Source organism: Streptomyces sp. NBC_01264 (assembly GCF_026340675.1).
In the GTDB taxonomy this organism is placed as follows: Bacteria; Actinomycetota; Actinomycetes; order Streptomycetales; family Streptomycetaceae; genus Streptomyces.
This window is the reverse complement of record NZ_JAPEOX010000008.1, coordinates 1-24,984: the sequence shown is the minus strand read 5'-3', so window position 1 is coordinate 24,984 and position 24,984 is coordinate 1. Positions and strand designations below refer to the sequence as shown.

The window sequence follows — 24,984 nt, the reverse complement described above, 5'->3', positions numbered from 1 at the left end:
TGCCAACCGCCCGCCCTCACCGCAGGACACGACATTTGGCCAGCAGGATCCACAAGGGACTCAACAACCGGGCCGAGAACTCACATCAGCCGACGAGGCAGCGGGAACGCGCGATGAAGGGGTTCCGTTCCGTCGGCGCAGCCCAACGGTTCCTGGCCGCGTTCAGCGGCATCTCACCCCACTTCAGACCCCGACGCCACCTCCTCACCGCCACCGGCTACCGCACCGAAATGATCATCCGCTTCGCCATCTGGGACCAGATCACCGCCACCGCAGGCCTGCCCGCGGCCACCTGAAACAGACACCACTACCACGGCCAGACACGTCCCGAACCAGAAGATGCCCCCGAGAATCACTCAACCTGACAACGCCTCTGCCCGGCCTTGCCCCAGGTGCGGCGGATGGGCCCGTTCAGCCAGGCTCCGGCCTCGTCCTCGAAGCAGACCCACCCGCCTGCGGCTGTGACCTGCGCGGATGGGAGGCCGCCGGCCACGTCTCCGTGCGCCATGCGGCAATCGCCTCCTCGCTACGCTCCACGGCCCGCACCTTCGGCACCTGCCACGACCAGCCCAGACGGTCCAACAGCCGCCACACCCCGGAGACCTCGTAGCGGACCTTGAACCGCTCCTCGATCAGGACCCCGACCCGGGCCAGGGTCCACCGCTGATCCTCCCAGCCGTACGCCGTCGGCCCCGCCCGCAGAAGACCCTCCAGCTCCCGCTCCTGCTCCGCGCTCAGATACGAACTGCCGCCCGGCCCCCTGGACAGCAGGGCCCGACGGCCGCCCTCAGCCCAGGCCCGCCGCCACAGGCTGACCGCCTGCGGCGTCACCCCGAGCATCTGGGCGACCTTGCTCTGCCGCATCCCCTGTTCGAATAAATCAGCCGCCTGCAAACGTCGCCGCTCCAAATCAACTGGGCTCAACGACGCACGAGTTCGAGTCCCCATACACCCGGCATACCGAACCTGCCCAGATCATCAAACACGGCATCAAAGATCAGTAGTGGTGTCTGTTTCAGGTGGCCGCGGGCAGGCCTGCGGTGGCGGTGATCTGGTCCCAGATGGCGAAGCGGATGATCATTTCGGTGCGGTAGCCGGTGGCGGTGAGGAGGTGGCGTCGGGGTCTGAAGTGGGGTGAGATGCCGCTGAACGCGGCCAGGAACCGTTGGGCTGCGCCGACGGAACGGAACCCCTTCATCGCGCGTTCCCGCTGCCTCGTCGGCTGATGTGAGTTCTCGGCCCGGTTGTTGAGTCCCTTGTGGATCCTGCTGGCCAAATGTGGGGGGCAGTCAGGCCGTGAGGGTGAGGTCAAGTCTCGCGAGGTGACTGGTGCGGGTGTGGTCGAGGGGTTGGTTGTTCCACCAGGCGTCGAGGCGGATGAGGTTGAGGGCGACGGCGGAGTAGACGTGTTCGAGGTGGGTCTTCGCGAGGCCGCGATAGCGGGCCCTGCGGTTACCGGTGACGGCTGTGGCCTGGCGGATGGTGCCCTCGACGCCGGCGCGCAGGGCGTATGTGGTCTGCCAGTCGGCGTCCTGCTGGGCGGCGTGGTTCGTGTTGATCAGTTCCTGCAGGTCCCGTGGGCGCAGGGTGAGCTGGCGGCCCTGGCGTGTGGCGTCGGTGCATGCCGCTCTGACCGGGCAGGGGCCGCAGTCGGCCTCGTCGAAGCGGACCGCGATCCCTTCGCGGCCGTGTTGCCGGGCCGGGCTCCAGAACCTGCTGGTGGCGCCCTGGGGGCAGGTGGCTTGCTCGGCGTCCCAGTCGATGGTGAAGGCTTCGCGCTGGTAACCGGCGTTCTCCCGGTCCTGGCGGGAGGTGCCCGCCAGGAGCGGTGCGACCAGGGTGATCCCGAAGGCGGCCCGGGCCCCGGCGAGGAGTTCCGCGCTTGCGTAGCCGGAGTCGAGGTAGTGCTCGGCGGGCAGCAGGCCCCGGTCGGCGAGGGCCCGGTGGACGGGCTCGACCAGCTTCACATCGGGCACGGTCGCGTCCGTGGTCGCGACATGTGTGATCACGTTCGGGATGTCCGGACGCGCCCGGCGTCCCGGCCGCGGGGTCCCTCCGCCGGGCCGGGGCCGCTGGCAGACCTCGCTGATGTGCAGTTTGTACCCGGTCCAGTGTAGGGCGTTCTTGGTGCCGTTGCGGGCGTCGAGGTCGTAGGGCGAGGCCAGGCGCAGTCTGCCGGGCGGGAGACCCTCCTTGTCCGCCTCCCGCCGCTTGACCACCTCCCGCCCGTCGCCGCCGGTGGTGACCAGGTAGTTCTGCACAGTGATCCGGCGCAGGACCTGGACCGCGGGCAGCTCGCGCAGCCACAGGGGCGAGTGAGGGTTGTGGACCGCCCGCAGCAGGGCCACCGCGTCACGGCCGTAGTCCAGTACGAGTTCGTCCCGCTTGGCTTTGGAGCTGGCGGGACGCCAGCTCTCGTCGATGCGCCGCCCGTAGCGGCGGTTCCACCCACGGACGTCCACGGCCTGCGCCACCCAGTGCGGGGCCGCGGCGGACAGCGCCTCCAGCGCGGCCCGCACCGACTCCCCGCACAGCTCGAGGCGGTTCAGGTCCCGCACCGCCGCCAGCACGTGGGTGGAGTCGGTCCGCTGCTTACCCCCAGCCTTGACCAGGCCCTTGCCCTTCAATGCCGCCAGCAGCAGATCCAGTACCCGCTCCTCCAGGCCGTGCTCGACCACCCGGGTGCGGAACTCCGAGAGCACCGAGGCATCGAAGCCGACGTCCTCCAACTCCAGGCCAAGGCAGTACTTCCACGACAGGTCGAACCGGACCCGGTGGGCGGCGGCGCGGTCGGTCAGGTTCTCCGCCATCTGCAGCACCGTCACCATCGCCAGCCGCCCCGGCGACCAGCCCCGCCGGCCCCGCAGACCGAACGCCCCGGCGAACTCGGCATCCGCGAACAGCCCGCCCAGCTCATCCCGCACCCGCATAGCCAACGGCGGCGCCCCACGACCAGCCACCGCCCGCGCGACCCGCACCGTCACCTCAGGGACCTCGGGCCACTGCTCCGGCAGCAACGACATGACTCCCACCCCACCAGCCGGGAACGACAGAACCGGCCACCACCATGCCAACCGCCCGCCCTCACCGCAGGACACGACATTTGGCCAGCAGGATCCCTTGTGGGAGCGGTGTTCCACCGAGGGCATCACCATGCGGTGGGCGGCTCCGTAGGAGCGGAGCTTGTCGGTGATGATCACTCTGGGCACCGAGCGGGTCTTCTTCATCAGTTTCCGGAGGAAACGCCTGGCCGCGGCCTCGTCGCGGCGGTTCTGCAGCAGGATGTCGAGGACGTTCCCGTCCTGGTCGACGGCACGCCACAAGTACTTCTGCACCTTGTTGATCTTGACGAAGACCTCGTCCAGGTGCCATTTGTCGCCCGGCTGCGGGCGGCGCCGGCGCAGCGCGCCGGCGTAGGCGGGGCCGAACCGGCGGGTCCACTGGTGGACCGTCTCGTAAGACACCTCGACGCCCCGCTCGAGCATCAGCTCCTCGACCTCACGCAGACTCAGACCGAAGCGGTGGTACAGCCACACGCAGTGGCTGATGATCTCCGGCGGGAAGCGGAAACCCCGGTACGACACCGTCTCCACGAGCAGCCCCTCCAGCAACCCCGACCAGACAGATGATCATCCCACCGAGCGACACCCCCACTCAACCTGACAACGCCCGTCCTGCTCCATCAGACTCATGACCACGGCCTTCGCGCTGATCCGCTCTGTGACGGAGCCCAGGATCAAGCGAAGGCCGCCTTCGCGTCCGCTGAGCTGCGAAAACGCCGACCAAGTGCGAGTCGCGTTCGACATCGGACCATAAACGACAAGGTCAGCCCTGGCCTTGGGGTGTTTGGTGGGTGATGGTGGTGGTGTTGGTGTCGAAGGTGCAGCCTGTGGTGGGGGCAGTGGTGGTGCAGCTGGTGATTCGGCCGTTGTCCATGGTGATGGTGAGGTGTCCGAGGTCGGTGCCGGTGACGGTGTGGAGGCTGTATTCGACGGTGGCGTCGGTGGTGGCTGTCGCGTTGTCTTCGGCCTGCCGGGTGAGGAGGGTGCCCGGTTCGATGCGGTGGTCGGTTCCTGCGGGCAGGAGGGTGCCGGATTCCTGGACGTGCACCAAGGTGAGGTCGGTGGTGTTGTTGCGGATGGTGTAAGAGGAAACGGTCGGAAGGGCCGGAGTATCGGTGGTGCTGGCGGCGTTCCCGCTCCCGGGGGAGGGGGCCGTGAGTACCTTCTCGCAGGCGAGATTGTTGAAGTTGCCGATGTTGTAGATCAGGCACATACGCGAGACCGGCGTATCGCGGATCTGATCGGCTCCGGCCGAAGGTGCACCGGCAACGAGCACCACGCTCGACGCGAGAACAGTCACAGCAATCCTGCCTGCAGACATCAGTCTTCTCCCCGCAGTGTGGCCGGCATCCCGGCCGTGGAGTCTCGATCCTTCTGCGGGATGGAGTTCGTGTGTCGGAGGCACACCGTTGACAGTCGCTTTGGAGTCAAGAGCAGACCTATCGGTGCCCGGAAGGGGTGAGATGTCCCTATCCGAGGTGACGGCAGGTCAACAAGGTGACCGGGGTTCACTCCCGTACGCCGGTCGCGTCGGGCGAACTGTCGGCCATGGCAGCGGAATCATGTAGGGCGGTCTCATCAAGCAGCACCCGCCAACGGATTGGGGATTCTCCATGTTGATTATGACTCTGCGCACCCTCGCGGCCACCACAACGATGGCACTGGCGATCGTCGGCGCTCACTCCGCCTCCGCAGACACCATCTCTGATTCCTGGAAGAGCAGCACCGCACCGGATATCACCATCATCGTCGCCGCAGGCGACCACATCACGGCAGATCCCGGGCACATCACCCGAAACGGCACGACCATGCCCGCTCCCGCAGCCGCGGTCTGCCACACCGGCGCCACACCCCTGTGCCACATCGCCTGACGGCCGACACCCCCGCCCCACACGGACACCTGAAGATCATTCCACCCCACCCCGACAACGTGACAGCGCCGCTCGGCGAGCTCAGGCACGCCTACCGGGAGGGGATGGAGGATCAGCTGGGGGTGCTGGGCATGGCACTGAACGCGGTGGTCTGGTGGAACACCCTCTACATGGACGCCGCCGTCAAGGAACTGCAGGCCGGCGGGCTGAGCATTTCGCCGGAGATCCGCTCCCGGCTCAGGGTTAATTCATAGTCGTGTTGATCATGTTGCGTTGCAGGTTAGGGGCAGTCCGAGGAGGTCGAGGGGGCGGGTGAACGGGGTGTAGGAGGTCTCGCGGAGGGTGTTGATCGCGAGGTTTCTCAGGGTGGCCATGTTGGCTGGTCCGTGGCCGGTGCGGATCTTGGAGGCGTCCTCGGCGAAGGTGGTGTCCCTGACGTGGTGGACGGCTTCGATGCCCCACTGTGCTCGGGCGATACGGCCGATGACCTGTGGTGATGCCTGTGCCGACGTCATGCTGGTGATGGCGTGGATGGTCTGTCGGGTGACGCGGCCGGTCTTGAGGTCGGTGCGGTGCCGCAGGATTTTCACGGCCTGGACGATGTGGGGGAAGTCCAGGTCGAGGCCGGTGACGGTGAGGGTGCGTATCGATCGGGTCTCGCGTCTGCCGTGTCCGGTCTCGCGGTCGTAGCGGCGGGCGGTCACCTCCTTCCACGGCAGGGCCTTGATGGCCGCGTGGAGGTTCGGCTGGTTGCCCTTGACGACCATCAGGTAGTGGGCGTTCTTCGCCTCGACCAGCCATTTTGCGTGTTCGCGCTGGGTGTAGAAGGCACTGTCACGTTATCGAAATTGGCGTGACCACGTCAGAAAATCTGGGCGCCTCCGAGGTGTCCGCCACGGAAAATCTCTCGCCCGACGACGCGATCCGGGGCGCTCGCCGAAAGATCTACTGACGCGTCCATGTCATGCATCGATAAGGTGACAGCGCCCTCATTCAGGGGCAGGGCTGAAGCGTTCTCGTCTGTCGAGATGAGTGGTTAGCTCTGATCGTGTGTGTTCGGCCTGATGGGGTCTGGTGGACGCACGAAGGACGCGACCTCTGATGATCAAGGTGTCGAAGCCATTGATCGTTCAGGGGTCGCGTCCGTATGTCATTTTCCACGATCGAAGTTCTGTCCTGCCACCATGCCCGCATTGCGGACCTGCCGGCCGTCGGGTCCGAGGGGCTGAGCGATCTTGCCGAGGTGCTGGAGACCTTGCCCGATCCGCGTCGGCGGCAGGGGCGCCGGTATCGCCTCGGCGCGCTGTTGGCTCTGTGCACCGTCGCTGTCCTGGGCGGCGCTGCCACCTTGGCGTCCATCGCCCGGTTCGCGGCCGGTGCCCCGCCTGAGCTGAGAGCCTGGTGATCAGGGGCTCTGGTGTTCGGGTGGGAGTTTTCGGGGTTCGTGAGGCATGAGAGAAGGGGCCCTCTGGAGAGCTATTCGTTGCGACGAAACACTCCGGAGGACCCCTGTGCCGCAGTTCTACCAACTCGCCGTGCCCGCCGCCAACTTCACCACCCGCACGTGCGCGTGTCTGCCATGCCGTTTCGGGAACGTGCCGTCCTGGGCGCCCGAGCACGAGCGTGCCTTCGAGACGGACATGACCGACACCGAGTGGGATGCGGTGCGCGGCGTGATCCCGTCGCCACCGTGGCTGGAGGGACGCGGGGGCCGGCCCGAGGAGTACTGCCATCGGCGGATGTTGGACGCGCTGCGTTATCTCGCCGACAACGGCGGCAAGTGGCGGGCGCTGCCCGAACCGTTCCCGCCGCCGCGCAAGGTCTTCGACTTCTTCCGCCGCTGGGTGCGTCAGAACGTGTTCGCGCAGATCCACTCCGCGCTGGTGAAGAAGATCCGGGTGAAGGCCGGCCGGTCCGAGCAGCCGACCGCCGCGATCATCGACGCGCAGTCCGTGAAGGCGGCCGAGACCGTCGGCGCCTCGAGCCGGGGCTTCGACGGCGGCAAGCAGGTCAACGGCCGCAAGCGGCATATCGTCGTCGACACCCTCGGCCTGATCCTGCTGGTCGCTGTCACCGGCGCCGACATGAACGACCGGACCGCCGCGATGGCCCTCTTCCACCGCCTCACCCTGCTGTTCCGGCGGGTCACCAAGGTCTGGGCGGATCACGGCTACGACGGCGAACTCGCCCCCTGGGCCCGGCGCACCCTCGGCCTGGACCTGGAGATTCCCGACCACCCCGGCCGCCGCAAGGGCGAGGGCTTCAAGGTCATCGCCAAGCGGTGGATCGTGGAACGATCACTCGCGTGGATCACCCGGCGGCGCCGCTGCGTGCGCGACTACGAACGCCGCCCCGACCATCACGCCACGTTCGTCCTCCTCGCCGCAGGCATCCAGATGAGCCGCCGCCTCGCCGGCCCTGCCGACCGCGGCAACCGCGGCGTCAGCCGGGCAGCCTGGTGAACTTCCCGTCACCCCGCTTCACGATCCACCCCCGCCGCGAGCCGGGAACACACATCCCGTGCCCGCTGCTGACGCGCCGGACTCGACTCCCAGCCCAGCCGCTCGGCCACCTGCCGGGCCATCACCGCCCCCTCCGACTCCCGCACGACCGCCAGCGCTGCCCGATACATCCCGGGCAGCACCTCCTCGTCCCGTCCCGGCTCCCACGCGGCGATCGGACCAGCCACCGTCAGCGCGGGCCCCTGGGCCGTCCTCAGCGCTGCTGTCCGGACCGGCGCGAGAGCGCCGACCGCGTCAGCCACCTCGTCGACCTCCGTCACGACCGGGCTCAACGAGGCCGCTACCTCAGCCAGTTCCGCACGCTCCTCAAGCGCAAGGCGCAACCGGCGCACCGCGTCCTCTTCCGCCGCAGCCTCCGCCAGCCAGTGATCCACCTGCTCCTGGGCCTCCACGAGCAGCGACTGCCACTCCGTCGCCTTCCCTCGCGCCAGCTCGGCCTTCGCCGTCATCAACGACATCACGGACACCATCGAGACCTCCCACGTCCACTCGGAACCAGCTCGATGCTTCTCCGGAACCCTCCTCGGCACCCACCGCAGGGAAACGATCACCCGCCAGTGCGGGGCACCCCGCACTGACTAGCCCTTGATCACCAGGCTCTGAGCAGCGGGCCACGGAAGACCTCGGCACACCCTGACGCGCCATCAAACAATCACACCACCGACAACGTGACAGCGCCCCTCGGCCGGGTAGCGGTGATTCGCGTACGACGGAACCCCAGACGACACGAACCCCCACCCCACCCGGACACCCACAACCCGAAGATCATCCCAGACCGCCGAACAAGGTGACAGTGCCTTCAGGAAGGCCCGCCTACTGGCCCGGTCTGACTATTCCTCAGCAGCAGGCGGGTGAAACGGCACACTCCCGGTTCCATCCCTCATATATCCGTCAATATGAGGTTCCCCCGTTGTTCGGGAGTTGCTGATTAGCTGGTCAGGAGGGGTTGACGGGTGTTCAGGTTCGCTGGTTCGGCCGTCGCCTGGTTGGCGTAGTGCTTCTCTTCGTACTCGATCGGGCTGAGGAAGCCGAGCCGTTCCTGGATGCGACGGGAGTTGTAGAAGCCATCGATGTACTCGAAGAGCGCGAGGTTCGCCTCAGCCCGGGTGGTGAAGGTCCGGCCACGGAGGCCCTCGGTTTTGATGAGCATCCAGAGGTTCTCCGCGAGAGCGTTATCGTATGAGTCGCCGATCGAGCCCATGGACGCTTCAACTCCAGCTCTCATTAGCCGGGTTGTGAGCTTGATAGACGTGTATTGACAGCCGTGGTCCGCGTGATGAATCAGCTGGCCGGGCTCGACCTCGCGGGACGCGAGGGCGTACTCCAGGGTGGTCAGCACCAGGTCGGCGTCCGCGCGGGCGGAAGTCTCCCAGGCGACCACCCGGCGGGAGAAGGCGTCGCGGATCGCCGAGAGCCACAGAGGGCGTTGTCAGGTTGAGTGATTCTCGGGGGCATCTTCTGGTTCGGGACGTGTCTGGCCGTGGTAGTGGTGTCTGTTTCAGGTGGCCGCGGGCAGGCCTGCGGTGCCGGTGATCTGGTCCCAGATGGCGAAGCGGGTGATCATTTCGGTGCGGTAGCCGGTGGCGGTGAGGAGGTGGCGTCGGGGTCTGAAGTGGGGTGAGATGCCGCTGAACGCGGCCAGGAACCGTTGGGCTGCGCCGACGGAACGGAACCCCTTCATCGCGCGTTCCCGCTGCCTCGTCGGCTGATGTGAGTTCTCGGCCCGGTTGTTGAGTCCCTTGTGGATCCTGCTGGCCAAATGTCGTGTCCTGCGGTGAGGGCGGGCGGTTGGCATGGTGGTGGCCGGTTCTGTCGTTCCCGGCTGGTGGGGTGGGAGTCATGTCGTTGCTGCCGGAGCAGTGGCCCGAGGTCCCTGAGGTGACGGTGCGGGTCGCGCGGGCGGTGGCTGGTCGTGGGGCGCCGCCGTTGGCTATGCGGGTGCGGGATGAGCTGGGCGGGCTGTTCGCGGATGCCGAGTTCGCCGGGGCGTTCGGTCTGCGGGGCCGGCGGGGCTGGTCGCCGGGGCGGCTGGCGATGGTGACGGTGCTGCAGATGGCGGAGAACCTGACCGACCGCGCCGCCGCCCACCGGGTCCGGTTCGACCTGTCGTGGAAGTACTGCCTTGGCCTGGAGTTGGAGGACGTCGGCTTCGATGCCTCGGTGCTCTCGGAGTTCCGCACCCGGGTGGTCGAGCACGGCCTGGAGGAGCGGGTACTGGATCTGCTGCTGGCGGCATTGAAGGGCAAGGGCCTGGTCAAGGCTGGGGGTAAGCAGCGGACCGACTCCACCCACGTGCTGGCGGCGGTGCGGGACCTGAACCGCCTCGAGCTGTGCGGGGAGTCGGTGCGGGCCGCGCTGGAGGCGCTGTCCGCCGCGGCCCCGCACTGGGTGGCGCAGGCCGTGGACGTCCGTGGGTGGAACCGCCGCTACGGGCGGCGCATCGACGAGAGCTGGCGTCCCGCCAGCTCCAAAGCCAAGCGGGACGAACTCGTACTGGACTACGGCCGTGACGCGGTGGCCCTGCTGCGGGCGGTCCACAACCCTCACTCGCCCCTGTGGCTGCGCGAGCTGCCCGCGGTCCAGGTCCTGCGCCGGATCACTGTGCAGAACTACCTGGTCACCACCGGCGGCGACGGGCGGGAGGTGGTCAAGCGGCGGGAGGCGGACAAGGAGGGTCTCCCGCCCGGCAGACTGCGCCTGGCCTCGCCCTACGACCTCGACGCCCGCAACGGCACCAAGAACGCCCTACACTGGACCGGGTACAAACTGCACATCAGCGAGGTCTGCCAGCGGCCCCGGCCCGGCGGAGGGACCCCGCGGCCGGGACGCCGGGCGCGTCCGGACATCCCGAACGTGATCACACATGTCGCGACCACGGACGCGACCGTGCCCGATGTGAAGCTGGTCGAGCCCGTCCACCGGGCCCTCGCCGACCGGGGCCTGCTGCCCGCCGAGCACTACCTCGACTCCGGCTACGCAAGCGCGGAACTCCTCGCCGGGGCCCGGGCCGCCTTCGGGATCACCCTGGTCGCACCGCTCCTGGCGGGCACCTCCCGCCAGGACCGGGAGAACGCCGGTTACCAGCGCGAAGCCTTCACCATCGACTGGGACGCCGAGCAAGCCACCTGCCCCCAGGGCGCCACCAGCAGGTTCTGGAGCCCGGCCCGGCAACACGGCCGCGAAGGGATCGCGGTCCGCTTCGACGAGGCCGACTGCGGCCCCTGCCCGGTCAGAGCGGCATGCACCGACGCCACACGCCAGGGCCGCCAGCTCACCCTGCGCCCACGGGACCTGCAGGAACTGATCAACACGAACCACGCCGCCCAGCAGGACGCCGACTGGCAGACCACATACGCCCTGCGCGCCGGCGTCGAGGGCACCATCCGCCAGGCCACAGCCGTCACCGGTAACCGCAGGGCCCGCTATCGCGGCCTCGCGAAGACCCACCTCGAACACGTCTACTCCGCCGTCGCCCTCAACCTCATCCGCCTCGACGCCTGGTGGAACAACCAACCCCTCGACCACACCCGCACCAGTCACCTCGCGAGACTTGACCTCACCCTCACGGCCTGACTGCCCCCCACATTTGGCCAGCAGGATCCACAAGGGACTCAACAACCGGGCCGAGAACTCACATCAGCCGACGAGGCAGCGGGAACGCGCGATGAAGGGGTTCCGTTGGCACTGTCACGTTGTCGGCGGCGTGATCGTTTGATTGCGCGTCAGGGTGTGCCAGGGCCTGGTAGAGGGCGTAATTCAGGCCGCGGCAAGCAGGCTCCTCGTGCTGCCGGTGATCTGGTTCCAGACGGTGAAGCGGATCATCATCTCGAAGCGGTGGCCGCCGGCGGTCATCAGGTGCCGGTGGGGCCGGAAGTGGGGTGAGATTCCGGTGAACGCGGCCAGGAACCGTTGCGCCCCACCCGGGCTGCGGAACCCTTTCATCGCGCGTTCCCGCTGCCTCGTTGGCTGGTGGGAGTTCTCGGCCCGGTTGTTCAAGCCCTTGTGGGCACGGTGCTCCACGGAGGGCATCACTTCCCCGGTGCGCCGCCCCGTACGACCTCAGCTTGTCGGTCACGACCACCCGGGGTACCTGCCCGGTGGAGGTGAGGAGCCGACGGAAGAAACGCCTGGCCGCAGCCTTGTCACGCCGGCTCTGGACGAGGATGTCGAGGACGTTTCCGTCGGCATCGACGGCCCGCCACAAGTACTTCTGCTTCCCGCCGATCTTGATGAACACCTCGTCGAGATGCCACTTGTCGCCGGGCTGCGGGCGCCTGCGGCGCAGCGCGTTGGCGTAGGCCTGGCCGAACTTCAGACACCACCGGCGGATGCTCTCGTACGAGACGATCACGCCCCGCTCGAGCATCATCTCCTCCACCTCACGGAAGCTGAGGGGGAAGCGGAAGTACAGCCACACACAGTGCGAAATGATCTCCACCGGGTAACGGTGATTCGCATACGACGGCGTGCTGGACGACACGAACCCCACCCCTCACCGGACGGACAACCCGAAGATCATCTCACCCTGCCCCGACAACGTGACAAGGCCTATGGGAGCGGTGCTCCACCGACGGCATCACTTCCCGGTGCGCGGCCCCGTACGACTTCAGCTTGTCGGTGACCACCGCCCTGGGCACCCGCCCGGTGGAGGTGAGGAGCCGGCGGAAGAAGCGCCTGGCCGCAGCCTTGTCACGGCGGCTCTGGACGAGGATGTCGAGGACGTTGCCGTGGGCGTCCACGGCCCGCCACAGGTACTTGTGCGCCCCGCCGATCTTGATGAAGACCTCGTCGAGGTGCCATTTATCGCCGGGCTGTGGGCGCCTGCGGCGCAGCGCGTTGGCGTAGGCCTGGCCGAACTTCAGACACCACCGGCGGATGGTCTCGTAGGAGACGATCACACCCCGCTCGAGCATCATCTCCTTGACCTCGCGGAAGGAGAGGGGGAAGCGGAAGTGCAGCCACACACAGTGCGAAATGATCTCCACCGGGTAGCGGTGATTCTTGTACGACGGCACCACAGACGGCACGAACCCCACCCCTCCCGGACACCGACAACCCGAAGATCATCCCAGACCGCCGGACAAGGTGGCAGTGCCCTTCGAGATGACCCTCCGCTTCACCATCTGGAACCACATCACCGGCGCCGTCGGCGTGCCCGCCACCACCTGAGCGACGACGGAGACGCCCCCCTCCTGCCCTGACGCACCATCAGCCAGCTGCACGGCCAATAACGTGACAGTGCCTCCGAGAGGGTTACAGACGTCCGCCAACCGTCACTGCAAATGCTGGTCGAAGTGTTCGCTGAATATGGCGAGGGCGGCTCCGAGCTCGCTTGCCAGAGGGAGAGGCCGGTCACCGGGATGCCAGTCGGCGAGGATGCCCTTCATGGCGGCGAGGTAGAGATCACAGTCAGGGCAGCCGGCCTCCGGCGGAACGGGCGGCAGGTCGTCGGGGCTGGTCGGCGTCACGTTGAATCGGAGATCCAGCAGGAGGGTTCACTGTCGGCGCCTTCGGCGGGGGTGCAGTCCGCGTCGCCAGGCAGGTCGCCAGGCAGGTGGATGTATCTATCCGGCCGCGACCCGGAGGTGGAGTCCACGGGAACGGTTTTCGCGTCGCCGACAATGGCGCGGTCGCAGCGCACACAGATGCGGATCAAGCCTGTGCCTCCGGGATGTGTCCTTCGTCTGACTTAGACGGGGTCCAGCCAAGGTGAGCTCAAAAGGGGCAGTGGGATGATCTTGAAGCCCTGACGGGGTAGGCCTTCGATTAGAAGGGGCTCGGCTGTTCTACCGGACTGTGAGCGTTCCCGTCCGTGGTGGCTGGCTCCTTGATGGTGGTGTCCGTGCGGTCGTCCTCGTCGGCCGCGGGCCGCCGGCCGAAGGGGCCGTCCTGGCCGGGCAGTGCGCCCAACACTGGAGCGCCTTTCGTGCGGCGGATGCCGTAGATCATGCGCTCATGCTCCCTGCCGTCTGGCCCGGGATGCTGCCGACGGTCTGGAGGGCGGCGAAGTCGGCGTGTGCCGCGGTGATGGCCTCCGGGTATGCCTGTCGTTTCTCGTGCTCGGCCAGGGCCCGGTAGATGCTCGACAGGCTCGGGTTCCGTCCCTTGCGCTTGCCGGTGGGGATGATCAGGTCGGGCTGGATCTGCTCGACGCTCTCGCCGCCCGCGCGGCGGCGCAGGACGGTGTGGAGCATGTCGTCGGTGATGACGGGAGGCCGGCCGCCGTGCTTGCCCTTGCGGGCCGCGGTGTCGAGCCCTTCGAGGGTCGATTCCCGGATGTTCTCCCGTTCGGTCTCCGCCATCGCGGCGAAGAACGCGAACAGGAGGCGGCCGTGGCCGGTGGGGTCGTAGATCCCGGCGAGGGGCCCTGCGAGCATCTCCAGGACCAGGCCGTGGGCGGCGAGGTGGTCGGCGAGCGCGGTCAGCTCGGCGGCGTCCCGCCCGAGTCGCTTCATCTCGTAAACCGTGAAGATCACCCGGCAGTGCGGGGCGTGCGCCTTGATCTCCCTCGCCGCGGCGAGCGCGGCCTCGAACTTCGGGCGGACCCGTACGCGGGTGCTGATCTTCTCGGAGAAGATCTTGTCCCGGGGGATGCTCTTCGCGGCGAGCGCGTCCAGCTGGCTCTGGAGTTCCTGGGTCAGGGTCGAGCAGCGGGCGTAGCCGATGCGGATGTCCGCGCTCGGGGTGTCCGGGTCGATGGGCGCGGGCGCCGGCGTGCCGGGCCGCCACGGCTGCCCCGGACCCCGGTCGGCCGGGGTCGGCACCCGCAGCAGTTTCCCGAGCCGGGGCACCTTCGTGAAGCGGCCGGTGTGATAAGTCCCGGCGACTGCCCCGGAACGCGAGCGGCAGGGTGAGCCTGACGATGCGTGACAGCGCGGGCAGGAGTGGCGCTCGACGTCATCCGCTTCGGACGCGAGTGCGGTTTGAGGGTCCGTCATGACCCGAATGCTGTCACAAACAATTCCCAGAACGCACCCCATTCCACTTTTGAGTGAGAACGAGTTGTGACAGTAAATCCGCGATCCGGACCACTCCCGTCGACTGTTCTTGATCTTGCTCCGGGAAAGGAGCGTTTCTGAGAAGGAGGGGAGACACGCAATGTCCGAGGAGACCCAGCGGCCGCCCAAGGCGGCATCAAGTGCACCACGTTCATATACGACAAGCCATGCCCGGCACCGTGCCGCTCGCAGACGTGCCCAGGCCGGAGCGGGTCGACATCCTTGGACGATGGTGTATCGAGGTACGCGTCGAGGACGGCAACCTCCTCGACTGGGCCGACGACGGTCTCGGTGAGGAGCCACCGTCCTCTCCGCGCACCCCGTGGCCAGCGGCGCTGGTGGCTCGGTGGCTGCCTCGTAGGCAGGCTGCCCCAGCCCTGGCTCTATGCCCCATTCGTACCCCTCAGATGTCGGGTCACCCCTACCGCGCATAGCATGAAAGCTGTTCACCGAGCAGACGATAGGTACTGTTCCGAAAGCTCGTCCGAGGATGGAGAATGCCCATGGCCGTACCCGTTTCAGGGCCATTCTTGTCGAGCGTCGTTACCGGCAGTTTCATGTTGTGTCTACTTGCCTGGGGCGGTCAGGCCGCAGCTGCTCAGTCCGCTGACATCGTCATCACGCCGTCGACAGTCGCTCCGGGAGGTCAGGCCAAGATCTCCGTCAGCAACTGTGATTACGCGGAGACCGAGGTGTATTCTGCGGTGTTCGATACTGTGGCCATCTCTCGCGGAACAAGTAAATCTGTACGCATCTATGCGGATGCCAGGCCCGGTGCGCTATATTCGGTCGATTTCACATGCGGCGGAGTGACCGAATCGGTGAATCTAGCTATCAGTGGTGGCGCTTCCACGCAGCCGACGACCAGTTCTACATCCCTGTCGAGTTCCCCTCCTCGCGCCACTAGTTCCGCTTCTCCCACTAAGATCCCACCTTCCCGTGCCACAGGTTCCCCGCCCCAGGCGCCGGCTGGCGTCCAGGGAGGTCTGGGTGGAAGCGTGGGGAGAATAAGCGTGATGGAGCTGGCCGTCGGGGCGCTACTGTCTTGCATGGCGGTCGGCGCCACGATGTACGCGCTCCTTCGCCGAACAAGGCATCGATAGTCACAGGCGGCGAATCGGTGGCCGAACCCGGATTCCACCCGAAGCCGGAACGAGGTAGCAGGGTGTACGCAGGCAAAGGGCTGGCCAGTCGGGGCGACACCGAGGCGCCGGAGGACTTTTTCGCGGCGATGGCTGCGCAGTTCGCCCTGTATCAGTCCGCTGAGATCGGCTTGAATGGGAACACAGTCCGTAGCAAGCTGACACATGTGCGCCGGCTGATCACCTTCACAGGAAAATGGCCTTGGGAATGGACTGCCGAAGACCTGAGTAGCTGGATGAACCATCTCTCCGAGAGGGAGAAGCTTTCCGGCGCGACTTTGCGTGCACATCAGGTGAGCGTGAGATCGTTTGTCGACTATGTCACATCTCCTTCGCAGGGGTGGAGTTCAGAGTGTGAATTCCGATTCGATATGAAGCCCGCTCAGATCTGCCACGAATGGAACACGTCGGCCCTTCTGGCGAAGCCTCAAAGCATCCGCGCATTTACGGATGAAGAGCTGCGAGTATTCTTTGAATGCTGCGACCGCATTTCCTCGGATATTGCACTGAATGCCAGAAAGGGATTTTTTGCAGCCCAGAGAGATGCAACCTTCTTCAAGGTTGCATACGGCTGGGGGCTACGCCGCCGTGAGTGCTGCAATCTCAACCTGGAAGATTTCTCCGAAGACCCCTCTGCCCCGGATCTCGGAAATTATGGCCTCTTGAGGGTCCAGTGGGGGAATCGAGTGAAGGGATCCACTCGGTGGAGGGCGGTTCGCAGCGTGAGACCCTGGGCGGTAGAAGCGCTCCAAGACTACATTGTCAGTGTGCGCCCGAACTGCGGAGCGTCTGGCCAGGATGCACTGTGGGTAACAGAGCGTGGCGGCCGGCTGCATTCTCGAGACATCAAGAATCGGTTTATCGGCTATCTGCAAGAAGCCGGATTACCAGCCGAGTTGACGCTGGAATCGCTCCGCGCATCTCATATTGATCAGTTGGCAGCCTTGTCGGATGTGCCGGAAAGTTTCATCCGAGGGTTGTGACTACCCTGAGCTTGGTCGTGTCAGCATTGAACGGTGCCGATCGCCGACATCGCTCGGGCTCGAAGTGTCTGCGTTCCAGCGGTTGGCGGAGATAGTGAGCCTTTTCCATCTTGATCAGGCGGCGAGTTCAAGGGCGACGACGGCTCGGACAGTGGCGGTGATCCGGGTGGTGCTGCAGCGGAGCTTCCGCAGGAGCCGCCAGTATTTGAGAGTGGCCATGGCGCGTTCGCCGAGGCCGCGGATCTTGGCATGGTTGCGGTTGTGACGTCGGCGCCAGCCACGCTGATTCTTGCCCCGGAACGGGACGCGGACGGCAGGTCCTGCGCCCTGGTACGCCTTGTCGGCCCAGCACTTGATGGCGTCGGCGGCGAGGGCAGCGGGAATCCCGTGGATCCGGGCCGCGGTCAGATCGTGCACGGCCCCGGGTAGCGCGTCCGAGGCCCAGATGAGACGGCCGGCTGGATCTGCGAGGACCTGCACGTTCATCCCGTGGTGCTTCTTCTTCCCCGAGTAGTACGGGCGGTCGGCGGCGATGCGGTCGATCGGCAGCACGGTGCCGTCGAGGATCACGTACGCCTTCTTCCGCACGGTCTCCATGGCCTGTTCCAGCGTGGGCGCAAGGGCGGCCAAGAGGTCGACGGCCTCGCGTATGTAGCGGAAAGCCGTGGCGATCCCGATGCGGAAGCCTGCTGCGAGGCGCGCGTAGGTGTCGCCGCAGCGCAGGTGAGCCATGACGAGCAGGGCCTGCCGGCCGCAGGTCAGGCGACGCCAGCGGGAGCCGATGCGGCGGCGGTGACCTGCGAGAAGACCGGAGAGGTGGCGCAGGGTGCGGCTGGACAGGTCGATAGCGGACGGGTAGACAAGCAAGAGAAAGCTCCTGGCGGACTGGTGATCTTGGTCGTGAACCCGTCTACCAGGAGCTCTCTTCATCTCCGCCGCTGGGGCCGCACGCCCAACCTTCCGTCAGGTCGAAACAGCTCAGTACGTCAGCCACTCCCTGTCTGGGATCAAGTCCTCGATCCATTCCTGGCCTTGCATGGCCCACTGAGGCGCAAGGGGCGTTGTCAGGTTGAGTGGGGGTGTCGCTCGGTGGGATGATCATCTGTCTGGTCGGGGTTGCTGGAGGGGCTGCTCGTGGAGACGGTGTCGTACCGGGGTTTCCGCTTCCCGCCGGAGATCATCAGCCACTGCGTGTGGCTGTACCACCGCTTCGGTCTGAGTCTGCGTGAGGTCGAGGAGCTGATGCTCGAGCGGGGCGTCGAGGTGTCTTACGAGACGGTCCACCAGTGGACCCGCCGGTTCGGCCCCGCCTACGCCGGCGCGCTGCGCCGGCGCCGCCCGCAGCCGGGCGACAAATGGCACCTGGACGAGGTCTTCGTCAAGATCAACAAGGTGCAGAAGTACTTGTGGCGTGCCGTCGACCAGGACGGGAACGTCCTCGACATCCTGCTGCAGAACCGCCGCGACGGCACTGTCACCTTGTTCGGCGGTCTGGGATGATCTTGGGGTTGTGGGTGTCCGGGAGGGGTGGGGTTCGTGTCGTCTGTGGTGCCGTCGTACAAGAATCACCGCTACCCGGTGGAGATCATTTCGCACTGTGTGTGGCTGTACTTCCGCTTCCCGCTCTCCTTCCGTGAGGTCGAGGAGATGATGCTCGAGCGGGGTGTGATCGTCTCGTACGAGACCATCCGCCGGTGGTGCCTGAAGTTCGGCCAGGGCTACGCCAACAGCCTGCGCCGGCGGCGTCCACAGCCCGGCGATAAATGGCACCTCGACGAGGTCTTCATCAAGATCGCCGGGGTGCAGAAGTACCTGTGGCGGGCCGTGGACGCCGACGGCAACGTCCTCGACATCCTCGTCCAGAATCGCCGTGACAAGGCTGCGGCCAGGCGCTTCTTCCGCCGGCTCCTCACCTCCACCGGGCAGGTGCCCAGGGTGGTGGTCACCGACAAGCTGAAGTCGTACGGGGCCGCGCACCGGGAAGTGATGCCCTCGGTGGAGCACCGCTCCCACAAGGGTTTGAACAACCAGGCGGAGAACTCGCACCAGCCCACCAGGCAGCGGGAACGCGCGATGAAAGGCTTCCGCAGCATCGGCGGGGCGCAACGCTTCCTGTCCGCGTTCACCGGGATCTCACCCCACTTCCGAACCGGACGCCACCTCATGACCGCCCGCCGCCACCGCCTCGAAATGACCGTCCGCTTCACCATCTGGAACCAGATCACCGGCGTCGCCGGCATGCCCGCCGCGGCCTGAACAACCAGCCGCCGACGGCTTCCTCACGCCCCCAGACGATCACACCACCGACAACGTGACAACGCCCCCTTGACGCAGTTCGGGACGCCGGGGGTGTGATGTCCAGCCAGTCGCTGTTCACCGTGCTACAGCGCCAGGCGCCGATCCACCGTGACGCCGCGGACCTGGCCGGCCAGGTGGTCGGCCTGCTGAGGAGAGTCGAGACACAGCGTCCCGACCGAGGGCTGGTCCGGGTGCTCGCTGATCATCCACGGATGCTGGGGTTTACGGCCACGACCCTCGAACAAGGAGTCAACGCCTACAAAGCGGCGGCGGCCCGAACATAGCGTCCACTCCGGCCCGAGGCCACGGCGATCAACGCGGAATCCCGGACCCGGTCAGCCACACTGGAGGCCCACCACCAGCAGGAGGCCCCTGCCCGAAGGCCCGATCGGCCAGTAGGACACCGCATGATCAACGTGAAGCTTGAACAGATCATCGACCGGCAGACCGAGCACACCATCACCCTCGCCCGCCACACCGTGTCCCTGAACCAGCTCGAGAAGGGCCAGGAGGAGCTGAAGAGCCAGCTGCGTCATCTCCTGGTACTGCTGGGTCCTGCTTCTGCGGAAGGCCCGCGGCGCCCACCCCGCACCGGGGACTGATCCGGTCGCCTGTCCCCTAGAGGGCTTGACCGGGCCTTGTCACGTTGTCGGGGCAGGGTGAGGTGATCTTCGGGTTGTCCGTCCGGTGAGGGGTGGGGTTCGTGTCGTCCAGCACGCCGTCGTATGCGAATCACCGTTACCCGGTGGAGATCATTTCGCACTGTGTGTGGCTGTACTTCCGCTTCCCCCTCAGCTTCCGTGAGGTGGAGGAGATGATGCTCGAGCGGGGCGTGATCGTCTCGTACGAGAGCATCCGCCGGTGGTGTCTGAAGTTCGGCCAGGCCTACGCCAACGCGCTGCGCCGCAGGCGCCCGCAGCCCGGCGACAAGTGGCATCTCGACGAGGTGTTCATCAAGATCGGCGGGAAGCAGAAGTACTTGTGGCGGGCCGTCGATGCCGACGGAAACGTCCTGGACATCCTGGTCCAGAGCCGGCGTGACAAGGCTGCGGCCAGGCGTTTCTTCCGTCGGCTCCTCACCTCCACCGGGCAGGTGCCCCGGGTGGTCGTGACCGACAAGCTGAGGTCGTACGGGGCGGCGCACCGGGAAGTGATGCCCTCCGTGGAGCACCGTGCCCACAAGGGCTTGAACAACCGGGCCGAGAACTCCCACCAGCCAACGAGGCAGCGGGAACGCGCGATGAAAGGGTTCCGCAGCCCGGGTGGGGCGCAACGGTTCCTGGCCGCGTTCACCGGGATCTCACCCCACTTCCGGCCCCACCGGCACCTGATGACCGCCGGCGGCCACCGCTTCGAGATGATGATCCGCTTCACCGTCTGGAACCAGATCACCGGCAGCACGAGGAGCCTGCTTGCCGCGGCCTGAATTACGCCCTCTACCAGGCCCTGGCACACCCTGACGCGCAATCAAACGATCACGCCGCCGACAACGTGACAGTGCCCCTCGACGAGGTCTTTATCAAGGTCAACGGGGTGCAGAAGTACTTGTGGCGGGCCGTCGATCACGGCAGCTGTAGTTCTGGTTCAGGGCTGATCGTGGCGGTGGTGTCGTTGCTGGTGGCGGGTGGTCGCGACGGCTTGGTGGTGGCGCCGCCAGGCGATCCAGTGCAGGACGTGGTCACGGTCGCGGGCTGGTGGGGGTAGCACAAGGGCCCGGAGGAGACGGATGAGCTCGGGGCAGGTCAGCGGGACGAGTCCGGGCGGCGGCTCGGAGTCTTCGTGGACGGCTGCGGTGGTGAGGGCGAGGACGGCGGCGGCGATCAGGGAGAACAGTGACCAGCGCATCCAGGAGTTCCAGCAGGTCACCTGGCCCTGGTCGAGTCCGGTGAAGCCCTTGCCGAGCTGGAAGGCTTCCTCGATGCGCCACCTGCGGCAGATCACTTCCACCAGCGTGGCCAGCGAAACGTCGCCGGGCGCCCAGCAGCGGAAGAAGGACACCTCACCGGTGTAGCGGTGCCGCCGCGCGACCAACACACTCGTCCCGGCCCCGGCCCCGGCCCCGTTCTCGTTCTCGTTCTCGTTCTCGTTCTCGTCGGGAGTGTCGTCGGGGCGGACGTCGAGCCAGGCCCAGTCGTACTCCCGGGTGCCCTTGGTGCCATGCCCGGTCTGCCGGCGCATCCACTGCCCGGGCCGCACCCTGTTGACCAGTTTGCGGGCCTCCCGCCGGTGGCCGGCCCCGTCGGTGACCTGGTACGAAGCCGGGATACCGACCACGTAGCCGAGATCCAGCGCGCGTATGCCCCGGCGCAGTTCGCGTCCGCAGTACACCTCGTCGCCCGCGAACCAGCGGGCCTCGATCCCCGTGGCGAGTGCGTCGGTGACCATGGCCAGTGCCTGCTGCGGTTTCGTCGCGAAGGTGACGTGCTCCGGCACCCCGGCCATCTGGCGGCGTTCCTCGTCCGCGGCCCAGTCCGCCGGGAGGTACAGGGCCCGGTCAAGGATCATCTTCGTGGTCGAGGTGACCGCCGCCAGGTGGACCGCCACCTGGCACAGACCCACACCGCCGATCGCCCCCGAGTACTGCCTGCCGGCCCCCACGCAGTCCGTGGACGACTTCGCATCGCCCGTCTCGTCCACCACCAGCACCACTTCCTGCCCGGCGAGTTCACCGGCAAGCAGACCGGCGATCTCCCTGCGGGCCAGATCGTGATCGAACCGGGCCCGGGACAGCAGATGCTGCAACCGGTGCGGCCCCGGATGTCCCAACGCCTGCCCGAGAGTCCAGCAGTTCCGCGTGTCCACCTCGAGCAACAGCCCCGTGACCAGCTCCGCCGCCGTCGCCCGTGCCTCACGCCGCACGAAACAGCCCGCGACCACACTCATCGCCCTTCCGAAGGCCTCGCCCCACGCCTTCTCGGCTACCGTGGCCTCCACGGCCACCGCGTCTCGATACGTCGTCACAAACGTTCATGATCACGGTGGCCATACCCATGCCTGCACCCACCCCAGCAAGTCCCTGAACAGCGACAACGACGGAACTACAGCTGCCGTGTCGGACAGCAGTTCCTGGCCTCATGAATTCACCGTAGGGGTCGGTGTTGGTGACAGAGCGTGAGAGTAGCGAGGAAGGGTGCCTCGACCTGTGATGATCTGGCTTGCTGAGGGCTGGATCATCGTGGGAAGGAGGCACCCTTCGGGTGTCGGAGCTTACCGAGTGGTCGGAGGGCCTGTCGCTGTCGGCGGGCGGACGGAAGCTGGTGGGCAAGGCCGGGATCGTGCCGGTGCGGCGTCTGGCGGACAAGATCGGGCTGACCGGCGCGCTCAGCGGCGCGTTGGTGCGGCGGGGCTTCCATCCGGTCCATGACCGGGGTGGGGTGCTGGTGTCCGCCGCGTGTGCGGTGCTGCTGGGCGCGCGTTCGATCGCCGGGATCGCGGTGATGCGGCAGGCGGCGCTGGTGCTGGGCCGGCCGGCCTCGGCCTCGACGCTGTACCGGACACTGGACGCGATCGGCCCGGTCCAGCTGGCGAAGATTACCTCGGCGCGGGCGAAGGTCCGCTCTCGCGTCCATGACCTGCTTGACCTTCGCCCGGGCGGCTTCCCGTGGATACGCGTGGACGGCAGGCCGCTGACCGGATGGAGTGTGCTGGACGTCGATGCTTCCTTCGTGCCCGCGCACTCGGACAAGGAGGGTGCCGAGCCGCACCGCAAGGGTTTCGGCCTGCACCCGCTGCTGGTGTTCCTGGACAACACCGACGAGCACCTGGTGTGCCGGCTCCGGCCCGGCAGTGCGGGCGCGAACACCGCCGAAGACCACATCGAGGTCTCCACGGAGGCGGTGCGGCAGTTGCCGACCCGCCGCCGTAGGAAGGTCCTCTTCCGCGCCGACGGCGCCGGCGCAACGAAGGAGTGGCTCGCCTGGATCACCTCCGGTGGTGGCAACAAGGCCAACACCTGGGAGTACTCGGTCGGCTGGAGCCGGGACGAGGACTTCTGGACCGGCCTGGCCAAGGTCCCCGAGAAAGCGTGGACGCCCGCGCTCGACGCAAAGGGCGACCCCCGCCAGGACGCCGCCCTGGTCGAGATCACCGACCTCCTCGGCCTCTCGGGCTGGCCACCGGGCCTGCGGATCATCATCCGTCGCGAGCCCGTCCACCCCAAGTACACCAAGGACCTCAAGCCCTACGAGCAGACGACCGGGTTCCGGTACACCGTGATCGCCACGAACACCGTCGGCCGGCAACTGCAGTGGCTGGACGCACGCCACCGGGCCCACGCGCACGTGGAGTCCGGGATCCGCAGGTCAAAGGCGCTGACCCTACTGCGGCTGCCATCGTTCAAGTTCGCCCTCAACCAGGCCTGGTGCACCCTGCTCGCCCTGGCCATGGACCTGCTGTCCTGGCTGCAACTGCTCGCACTCGACGGGCGCCTTGCCCGTGCCGAGCCCGCCGCCGTCCGCACCGACCTGCTCGACGTCCCCGCCAAGCTGACCGACCACGCCCGCCGCCGCGAACTCAAGCTCGACCCTGCCTGGCCCGCCTCCCACCATGTCGTCGCCGCATGGGAACGGGTCCAGGCCCTGCCCGACCCCGGCTGACCAGCACGCCGCCGCCCCACCCACCGGAAGGAGGAGACCCGCAGCACCCTCGGCGAGTGGACGCCGACGACACCCGCGACGACACGCGGCCCACCGGCCTACCCCGCGGCAGCCAACCCACAGAACAAACCATCAGGAAGCAGACACCCAGCCGAACCACCTACGCCGGCGCGCGCACGTGAACGATCGAGGCGGGGCGGTGCACTCAAGCAAGCACGCGGACACGGCCCCGTCTTTCGCGGCTGCACTCGATTCTGGGCATGTTTCAGCCCCACCGAGTTCGAGGCAGCCTACTACGCTGACACAGAACCACGAGCAACTGATCGCCGGCCAACAAATCACCGGCAGGAAGTCAGAACGGTTCACCCGATCGTGTGGCAGACCGGTCTGCGAGTCGCATTCTTCATCTAGGCAGTAAGGGGAATTCTATATCTTCTGTGCCTGGCACCCTAGTCGGCCGACTCGAAAAAGGAAGCATCTGTGAAGCCTTCAGTCAGACTGGCAATCCTGATCCCCACCCTCCTGCTGACTGGTAGCTTCGCTACCGGACAGGCGATTGCCGCCAATACACCCGACCCCACCCCGCCAACCAGCAGCCACACGACCACCGGCAGTCACGTCGAAGGCGACCATCAAAGTGGTCACGGAAACCTCCACCTCGGCTCGGGAGATGGGCATCAGGTCACTGGCACCAGCCACACCTTCAGCGTGGTAGCGGTACAACAGGGCCCCTGCCCGCCGGGGAGCATCCCCATCAGGGGTGACGACGAGGTGACTTGCGTCCCACTCAACAGCGGAGGATAGGTCGAGGCCACCGCCAGCCCGGTGAGGCGCCACGCCGGGCCGCGCCCCGGGCACCATGCGGGCCCGGGGGCGCACCCCGATCGCTGAACACGGCACTGGGACCTTGACCCCAGGTTTTGGACACCGGAGACACTTGGATCTTGATGGTCCAGGAGAACGGAGTCCCTGTGGGGATGAAGCACTATCCCGCCGAGTTCAAGGCGGACGCGGTCGCGTTGTACCGGTCGAGGCCGGGAGCGACGATCAAGTCGGTCGCCGCTGATCTCGGGGTGAACACCGAGACGCTGAGGAACTGGATCCGGGCCGCCGACGGCCGCCGACCTGGCGCCCACTCCGCACCGCCGGCCGCCTCGCAGGCCGTCGGCGACGCCGTTCAGGCGGAGCTGGCCGCCGCCCGCAAGAGGATCCGCGAGCTCGAGGAAGAACGGGACATTCTCCGCAAGGCGGCCCGGTATTTCGCGACGGAGACGCGCTGGTGAACCGCTACCAGTTCGTTGACGATCACCAGCGCCGTCACGGCGTGAAGCGGCTCTGCGACATCCTCGGCCTGGCCCGGTCGAGCTTTTACTACTGGCGTCGCACCGCGGCCGCGAGAGCGGCCAGGCAGAGCGTCGAGGCCGGGCTCGCGGCCCGGATACGCAAGATCCACCAGGACTCCGACGGCACCTACGGAGCCCCCAGAATCACCGCGGAACTCCGCGACGAGGAG

23 protein-coding genes and 9 pseudogenes are annotated in these 24,984 nt (G+C 66.9%); 15 read left to right on the top strand and 17 right to left on the bottom strand.

Features of this window, described 5'->3' with window-relative positions:
- Window positions 1–5: 5 nt before the first annotated feature.
- Window positions 6–296, top strand: a pseudogene (locus OG435_RS49340) (DDE-type integrase/transposase/recombinase); the annotation flags it as partial.
- A gap of 115 nt (window positions 297–411) precedes the next feature.
- On the opposite strand, the gene OG435_RS49335 reads toward OG435_RS49340, so the two are convergent.
- The 5 genes and pseudogenes from OG435_RS49335 to OG435_RS49315 form a co-directional block, all read right to left on the bottom strand.
- Complete coding sequence (locus OG435_RS49335) at window positions 412–948, bottom strand: winged helix-turn-helix domain-containing protein (RefSeq protein ID WP_266887893.1); 537 nt, start codon at window positions 946–948, stop codon at window positions 412–414.
- A gap of 67 nt (window positions 949–1,015) precedes the next feature.
- A pseudogene (locus tag OG435_RS49330) lies at window positions 1,016–1,267 on the bottom strand (DDE-type integrase/transposase/recombinase); the annotation flags it as partial.
- A 22-nt stretch (window positions 1,268–1,289) separates the two neighbouring features.
- Window positions 1,290–2,930, bottom strand: coding sequence for an IS1182 family transposase (locus OG435_RS49325; protein WP_266888004.1), 1,641 nt, complete (start codon window positions 2,928–2,930; stop codon window positions 1,290–1,292).
- Window positions 2,931–3,116: 186 nt separating this feature from the next.
- A pseudogene (locus OG435_RS49320) lies at window positions 3,117–3,611 on the bottom strand (IS6 family transposase); the annotation flags it as partial.
- A 214-nt stretch (window positions 3,612–3,825) separates the two neighbouring features.
- The gene (locus OG435_RS49315; protein WP_266888410.1) at window positions 3,826–4,362 is read right to left on the bottom strand and encodes a hypothetical protein; all 537 of its coding nucleotides are present in this window, start codon (window positions 4,360–4,362) and stop codon (window positions 3,826–3,828) included.
- Window positions 4,363–4,684: 322 nt separating this feature from the next.
- Between OG435_RS49315 and OG435_RS49310 the strand changes: the two genes are divergently transcribed.
- Together OG435_RS49310 and OG435_RS49305 are read left to right on the top strand one after the other, a co-directional pair.
- Window positions 4,685–4,933 (top strand): hypothetical protein, encoded by a 249-nt coding sequence (locus OG435_RS49310; RefSeq protein ID WP_266888409.1) that lies wholly within the window; start codon window positions 4,685–4,687, stop codon window positions 4,931–4,933.
- A gap of 59 nt (window positions 4,934–4,992) precedes the next feature.
- Window positions 4,993–5,187: a Tn3 family transposase gene (locus OG435_RS49305; RefSeq protein ID WP_430625885.1), complete on the top strand. Its 195-nt coding sequence runs from the start codon at window positions 4,993–4,995 to the stop codon at window positions 5,185–5,187.
- Window positions 5,188–5,196: 9 nt separating this feature from the next.
- On the opposite strand, the pseudogene OG435_RS49300 reads toward OG435_RS49305, so the two are convergent.
- Window positions 5,197–5,757 (bottom strand): annotated as a pseudogene (locus OG435_RS49300) (ISAs1 family transposase); the annotation flags it as partial.
- A gap of 323 nt (window positions 5,758–6,080) precedes the next feature.
- On the opposite strand from OG435_RS49300, the gene OG435_RS49295 reads away from it, so the two are divergent.
- Complete coding sequence (locus OG435_RS49295) at window positions 6,081–6,338, top strand: transposase family protein (RefSeq protein ID WP_266888407.1); 258 nt, start codon at window positions 6,081–6,083, stop codon at window positions 6,336–6,338.
- Between the two features lie 106 nt (window positions 6,339–6,444).
- A complete protein-coding gene (locus tag OG435_RS49290; protein WP_266876168.1) occupies window positions 6,445–7,395 on the top strand; it encodes an IS5 family transposase in 951 nt (316 codons plus the stop codon).
- A gap of 8 nt (window positions 7,396–7,403) precedes the next feature.
- Here the strand turns inward: OG435_RS49290 and OG435_RS49285 are convergent, their stop codons facing one another.
- The 3 genes and pseudogenes from OG435_RS49285 to OG435_RS49275 form a co-directional block, all read right to left on the bottom strand.
- Entirely contained in the window at window positions 7,404–7,925 is a 522-nt protein-coding gene (locus OG435_RS49285) for a hypothetical protein (protein ID WP_266888404.1), read from the bottom strand.
- Window positions 7,926–8,383: 458 nt separating this feature from the next.
- Window positions 8,384–8,875: an IS3 family transposase gene (locus OG435_RS49280; protein ID WP_266888454.1), complete on the bottom strand. Its 492-nt coding sequence runs from the start codon at window positions 8,873–8,875 to the stop codon at window positions 8,384–8,386.
- Between the two features lie 78 nt (window positions 8,876–8,953).
- Window positions 8,954–9,205 (bottom strand): annotated as a pseudogene (locus OG435_RS49275) (DDE-type integrase/transposase/recombinase); the annotation flags it as partial.
- Between the two features lie 89 nt (window positions 9,206–9,294).
- On the opposite strand from OG435_RS49275, the gene OG435_RS49270 reads away from it, so the two are divergent.
- On the top strand, window positions 9,295–11,028 hold the full coding sequence (locus OG435_RS49270; RefSeq protein WP_266875295.1) for an IS1182 family transposase: 1,734 nt from the start codon (window positions 9,295–9,297) through the stop codon (window positions 11,026–11,028).
- Window positions 11,029–11,050: 22 nt separating this feature from the next.
- A pseudogene (locus tag OG435_RS49265) lies at window positions 11,051–11,134 on the top strand (IS6 family transposase); the annotation flags it as partial.
- A 77-nt stretch (window positions 11,135–11,211) separates the two neighbouring features.
- Here the strand turns inward: OG435_RS49265 and OG435_RS49260 are convergent.
- The 5 genes and pseudogenes from OG435_RS49260 to OG435_RS49240 form a co-directional block, all read right to left on the bottom strand.
- A pseudogene (locus OG435_RS49260) lies at window positions 11,212–11,935 on the bottom strand (IS6 family transposase).
- 67 nt (window positions 11,936–12,002) lie between these two features.
- Window positions 12,003–12,482 (bottom strand): annotated as a pseudogene (locus OG435_RS49255) (IS6 family transposase); the annotation flags it as partial.
- 246 nt (window positions 12,483–12,728) lie between these two features.
- Window positions 12,729–12,923 carry a hypothetical protein gene (locus OG435_RS49250; protein WP_266888402.1) on the bottom strand — a complete coding sequence of 65 codons (195 nt, stop codon included), beginning with the start codon at window positions 12,921–12,923 and terminating at the stop codon, window positions 12,729–12,731.
- Window positions 12,924–13,221: 298 nt separating this feature from the next.
- Window positions 13,222–13,404 (bottom strand): hypothetical protein, encoded by a 183-nt coding sequence (locus OG435_RS49245; protein WP_266888400.1) that lies wholly within the window; start codon window positions 13,402–13,404, stop codon window positions 13,222–13,224.
- Window positions 13,401–14,393, bottom strand: a complete 993-nt coding sequence (locus tag OG435_RS49240) for a recombinase family protein (RefSeq protein ID WP_266888398.1) — start codon at window positions 14,391–14,393, stop codon at window positions 13,401–13,403. Before OG435_RS49240 ends, OG435_RS49245 begins: the two co-directional genes overlap by 4 nt.
- Window positions 14,394–15,618: 1,225 nt before the next feature.
- Between OG435_RS49240 and OG435_RS49235 the strand changes: the two genes are divergently transcribed.
- Entirely contained in the window at window positions 15,619–16,578 is a 960-nt protein-coding gene (locus OG435_RS49235; protein WP_266888396.1) for a tyrosine-type recombinase/integrase, read from the top strand.
- Between the two features lie 114 nt (window positions 16,579–16,692).
- Here OG435_RS49235 and OG435_RS49230 read toward each other — a convergent pair whose 3' ends face one another.
- Complete coding sequence (locus OG435_RS49230; RefSeq protein ID WP_266888395.1) at window positions 16,693–17,445, bottom strand: transposase family protein; 753 nt, start codon at window positions 17,443–17,445, stop codon at window positions 16,693–16,695.
- Window positions 17,446–17,706: 261 nt separating this feature from the next.
- On the opposite strand from OG435_RS49230, the pseudogene OG435_RS49225 reads away from it, so the two are divergent.
- Both OG435_RS49225 and OG435_RS49220 read left to right on the top strand, forming a co-directional pair.
- Window positions 17,707–18,045 (top strand): annotated as a pseudogene (locus tag OG435_RS49225) (IS6 family transposase); the annotation flags it as partial.
- 69 nt (window positions 18,046–18,114) lie between these two features.
- Entirely contained in the window at window positions 18,115–18,834 is a 720-nt protein-coding gene (locus OG435_RS49220; RefSeq protein ID WP_266888393.1) for an IS6 family transposase, read from the top strand.
- A gap of 125 nt (window positions 18,835–18,959) precedes the next feature.
- On the opposite strand, the gene OG435_RS49215 is transcribed toward OG435_RS49220, so the two are convergent.
- On the bottom strand, window positions 18,960–19,082 hold the full coding sequence (locus OG435_RS49215) for a hypothetical protein (protein WP_266888391.1): 123 nt from the start codon (window positions 19,080–19,082) through the stop codon (window positions 18,960–18,962).
- A gap of 201 nt (window positions 19,083–19,283) precedes the next feature.
- Between OG435_RS49215 and OG435_RS49210 the strand changes: the two genes are divergently transcribed.
- Window positions 19,284–19,478, top strand: coding sequence for a hypothetical protein (locus OG435_RS49210; protein WP_266888389.1), 195 nt, complete (start codon window positions 19,284–19,286; stop codon window positions 19,476–19,478).
- 101 nt (window positions 19,479–19,579) lie between these two features.
- The gene (locus OG435_RS49205; RefSeq protein ID WP_266881400.1) at window positions 19,580–20,302 is read left to right on the top strand and encodes an IS6 family transposase; all 723 of its coding nucleotides are present in this window, start codon (window positions 19,580–19,582) and stop codon (window positions 20,300–20,302) included.
- A gap of 158 nt (window positions 20,303–20,460) precedes the next feature.
- Here the strand turns inward: OG435_RS49205 and OG435_RS49200 are convergent, their stop codons facing one another.
- Window positions 20,461–21,837 carry an IS701 family transposase gene (locus OG435_RS49200; RefSeq protein WP_266888387.1) on the bottom strand — a complete coding sequence of 459 codons (1,377 nt, stop codon included), beginning with the start codon at window positions 21,835–21,837 and terminating at the stop codon, window positions 20,461–20,463.
- Between the two features lie 236 nt (window positions 21,838–22,073).
- Here OG435_RS49200 and OG435_RS49195 point away from each other — a divergent pair, with 236 nt between their 5' ends.
- From OG435_RS49195 to OG435_RS49185, 3 genes are all read left to right on the top strand, one after another.
- Window positions 22,074–23,471, top strand: a complete 1,398-nt coding sequence (locus tag OG435_RS49195) for an IS1380 family transposase (RefSeq protein ID WP_266876292.1) — start codon at window positions 22,074–22,076, stop codon at window positions 23,469–23,471.
- A 977-nt stretch (window positions 23,472–24,448) separates the two neighbouring features.
- On the top strand, window positions 24,449–24,754 hold the full coding sequence (locus tag OG435_RS49190; RefSeq protein WP_266888369.1) for a transposase: 306 nt from the start codon (window positions 24,449–24,451) through the stop codon (window positions 24,752–24,754).
- Window positions 24,751–24,984: IS3 family transposase (locus OG435_RS49185; protein ID WP_266888386.1), on the top strand; the 234-nt coding region annotated here is incomplete at its 3' end. The genes OG435_RS49190 and OG435_RS49185, both read left to right, overlap by 4 nt.

Excerpts from the sequence above, each read along its gene's own strand:
- OG435_RS49285 (WP_266888404.1), bottom strand. The coding sequence starts at position 7,925 with ATGGTGTCCGTGATGTCGTTGATGACGGCGAAGGCCGAGCTGGCGCGA.
- OG435_RS49190 (WP_266888369.1), top strand. The coding sequence starts at position 24,449 with ATGAAGCACTATCCCGCCGAGTTCAAGGCGGACGCGGTCGCGTTGTAC.
- OG435_RS49325 (WP_266888004.1), bottom strand. The coding sequence starts at position 2,930 with ATGCGGGTGCGGGATGAGCTGGGCGGGCTGTTCGCGGATGCCGAGTTC.
- OG435_RS49310 (WP_266888409.1), top strand. The coding sequence starts at position 4,685 with ATGACTCTGCGCACCCTCGCGGCCACCACAACGATGGCACTGGCGATC.
- OG435_RS49335 (WP_266887893.1), bottom strand. The coding sequence starts at position 948 with ATGGGGACTCGAACTCGTGCGTCGTTGAGCCCAGTTGATTTGGAGCGG.
- OG435_RS49295 (WP_266888407.1), top strand. The coding sequence starts at position 6,081 with ATGTCATTTTCCACGATCGAAGTTCTGTCCTGCCACCATGCCCGCATT.
- OG435_RS49215 (WP_266888391.1), bottom strand. The coding sequence starts at position 19,082 with ATGATCAGCGAGCACCCGGACCAGCCCTCGGTCGGGACGCTGTGTCTC.
- OG435_RS49245 (WP_266888400.1), bottom strand. The coding sequence starts at position 13,404 with ATGATCTACGGCATCCGCCGCACGAAAGGCGCTCCAGTGTTGGGCGCA.
- OG435_RS49270 (WP_266875295.1), top strand. The coding sequence starts at position 9,295 with ATGTCGTTGCTGCCGGAGCAGTGGCCCGAGGTCCCTGAGGTGACGGTG.
- OG435_RS49240 (WP_266888398.1), bottom strand. The coding sequence starts at position 14,393 with ATGACGGACCCTCAAACCGCACTCGCGTCCGAAGCGGATGACGTCGAG.
- OG435_RS49210 (WP_266888389.1), top strand. The coding sequence starts at position 19,284 with ATGATCAACGTGAAGCTTGAACAGATCATCGACCGGCAGACCGAGCAC.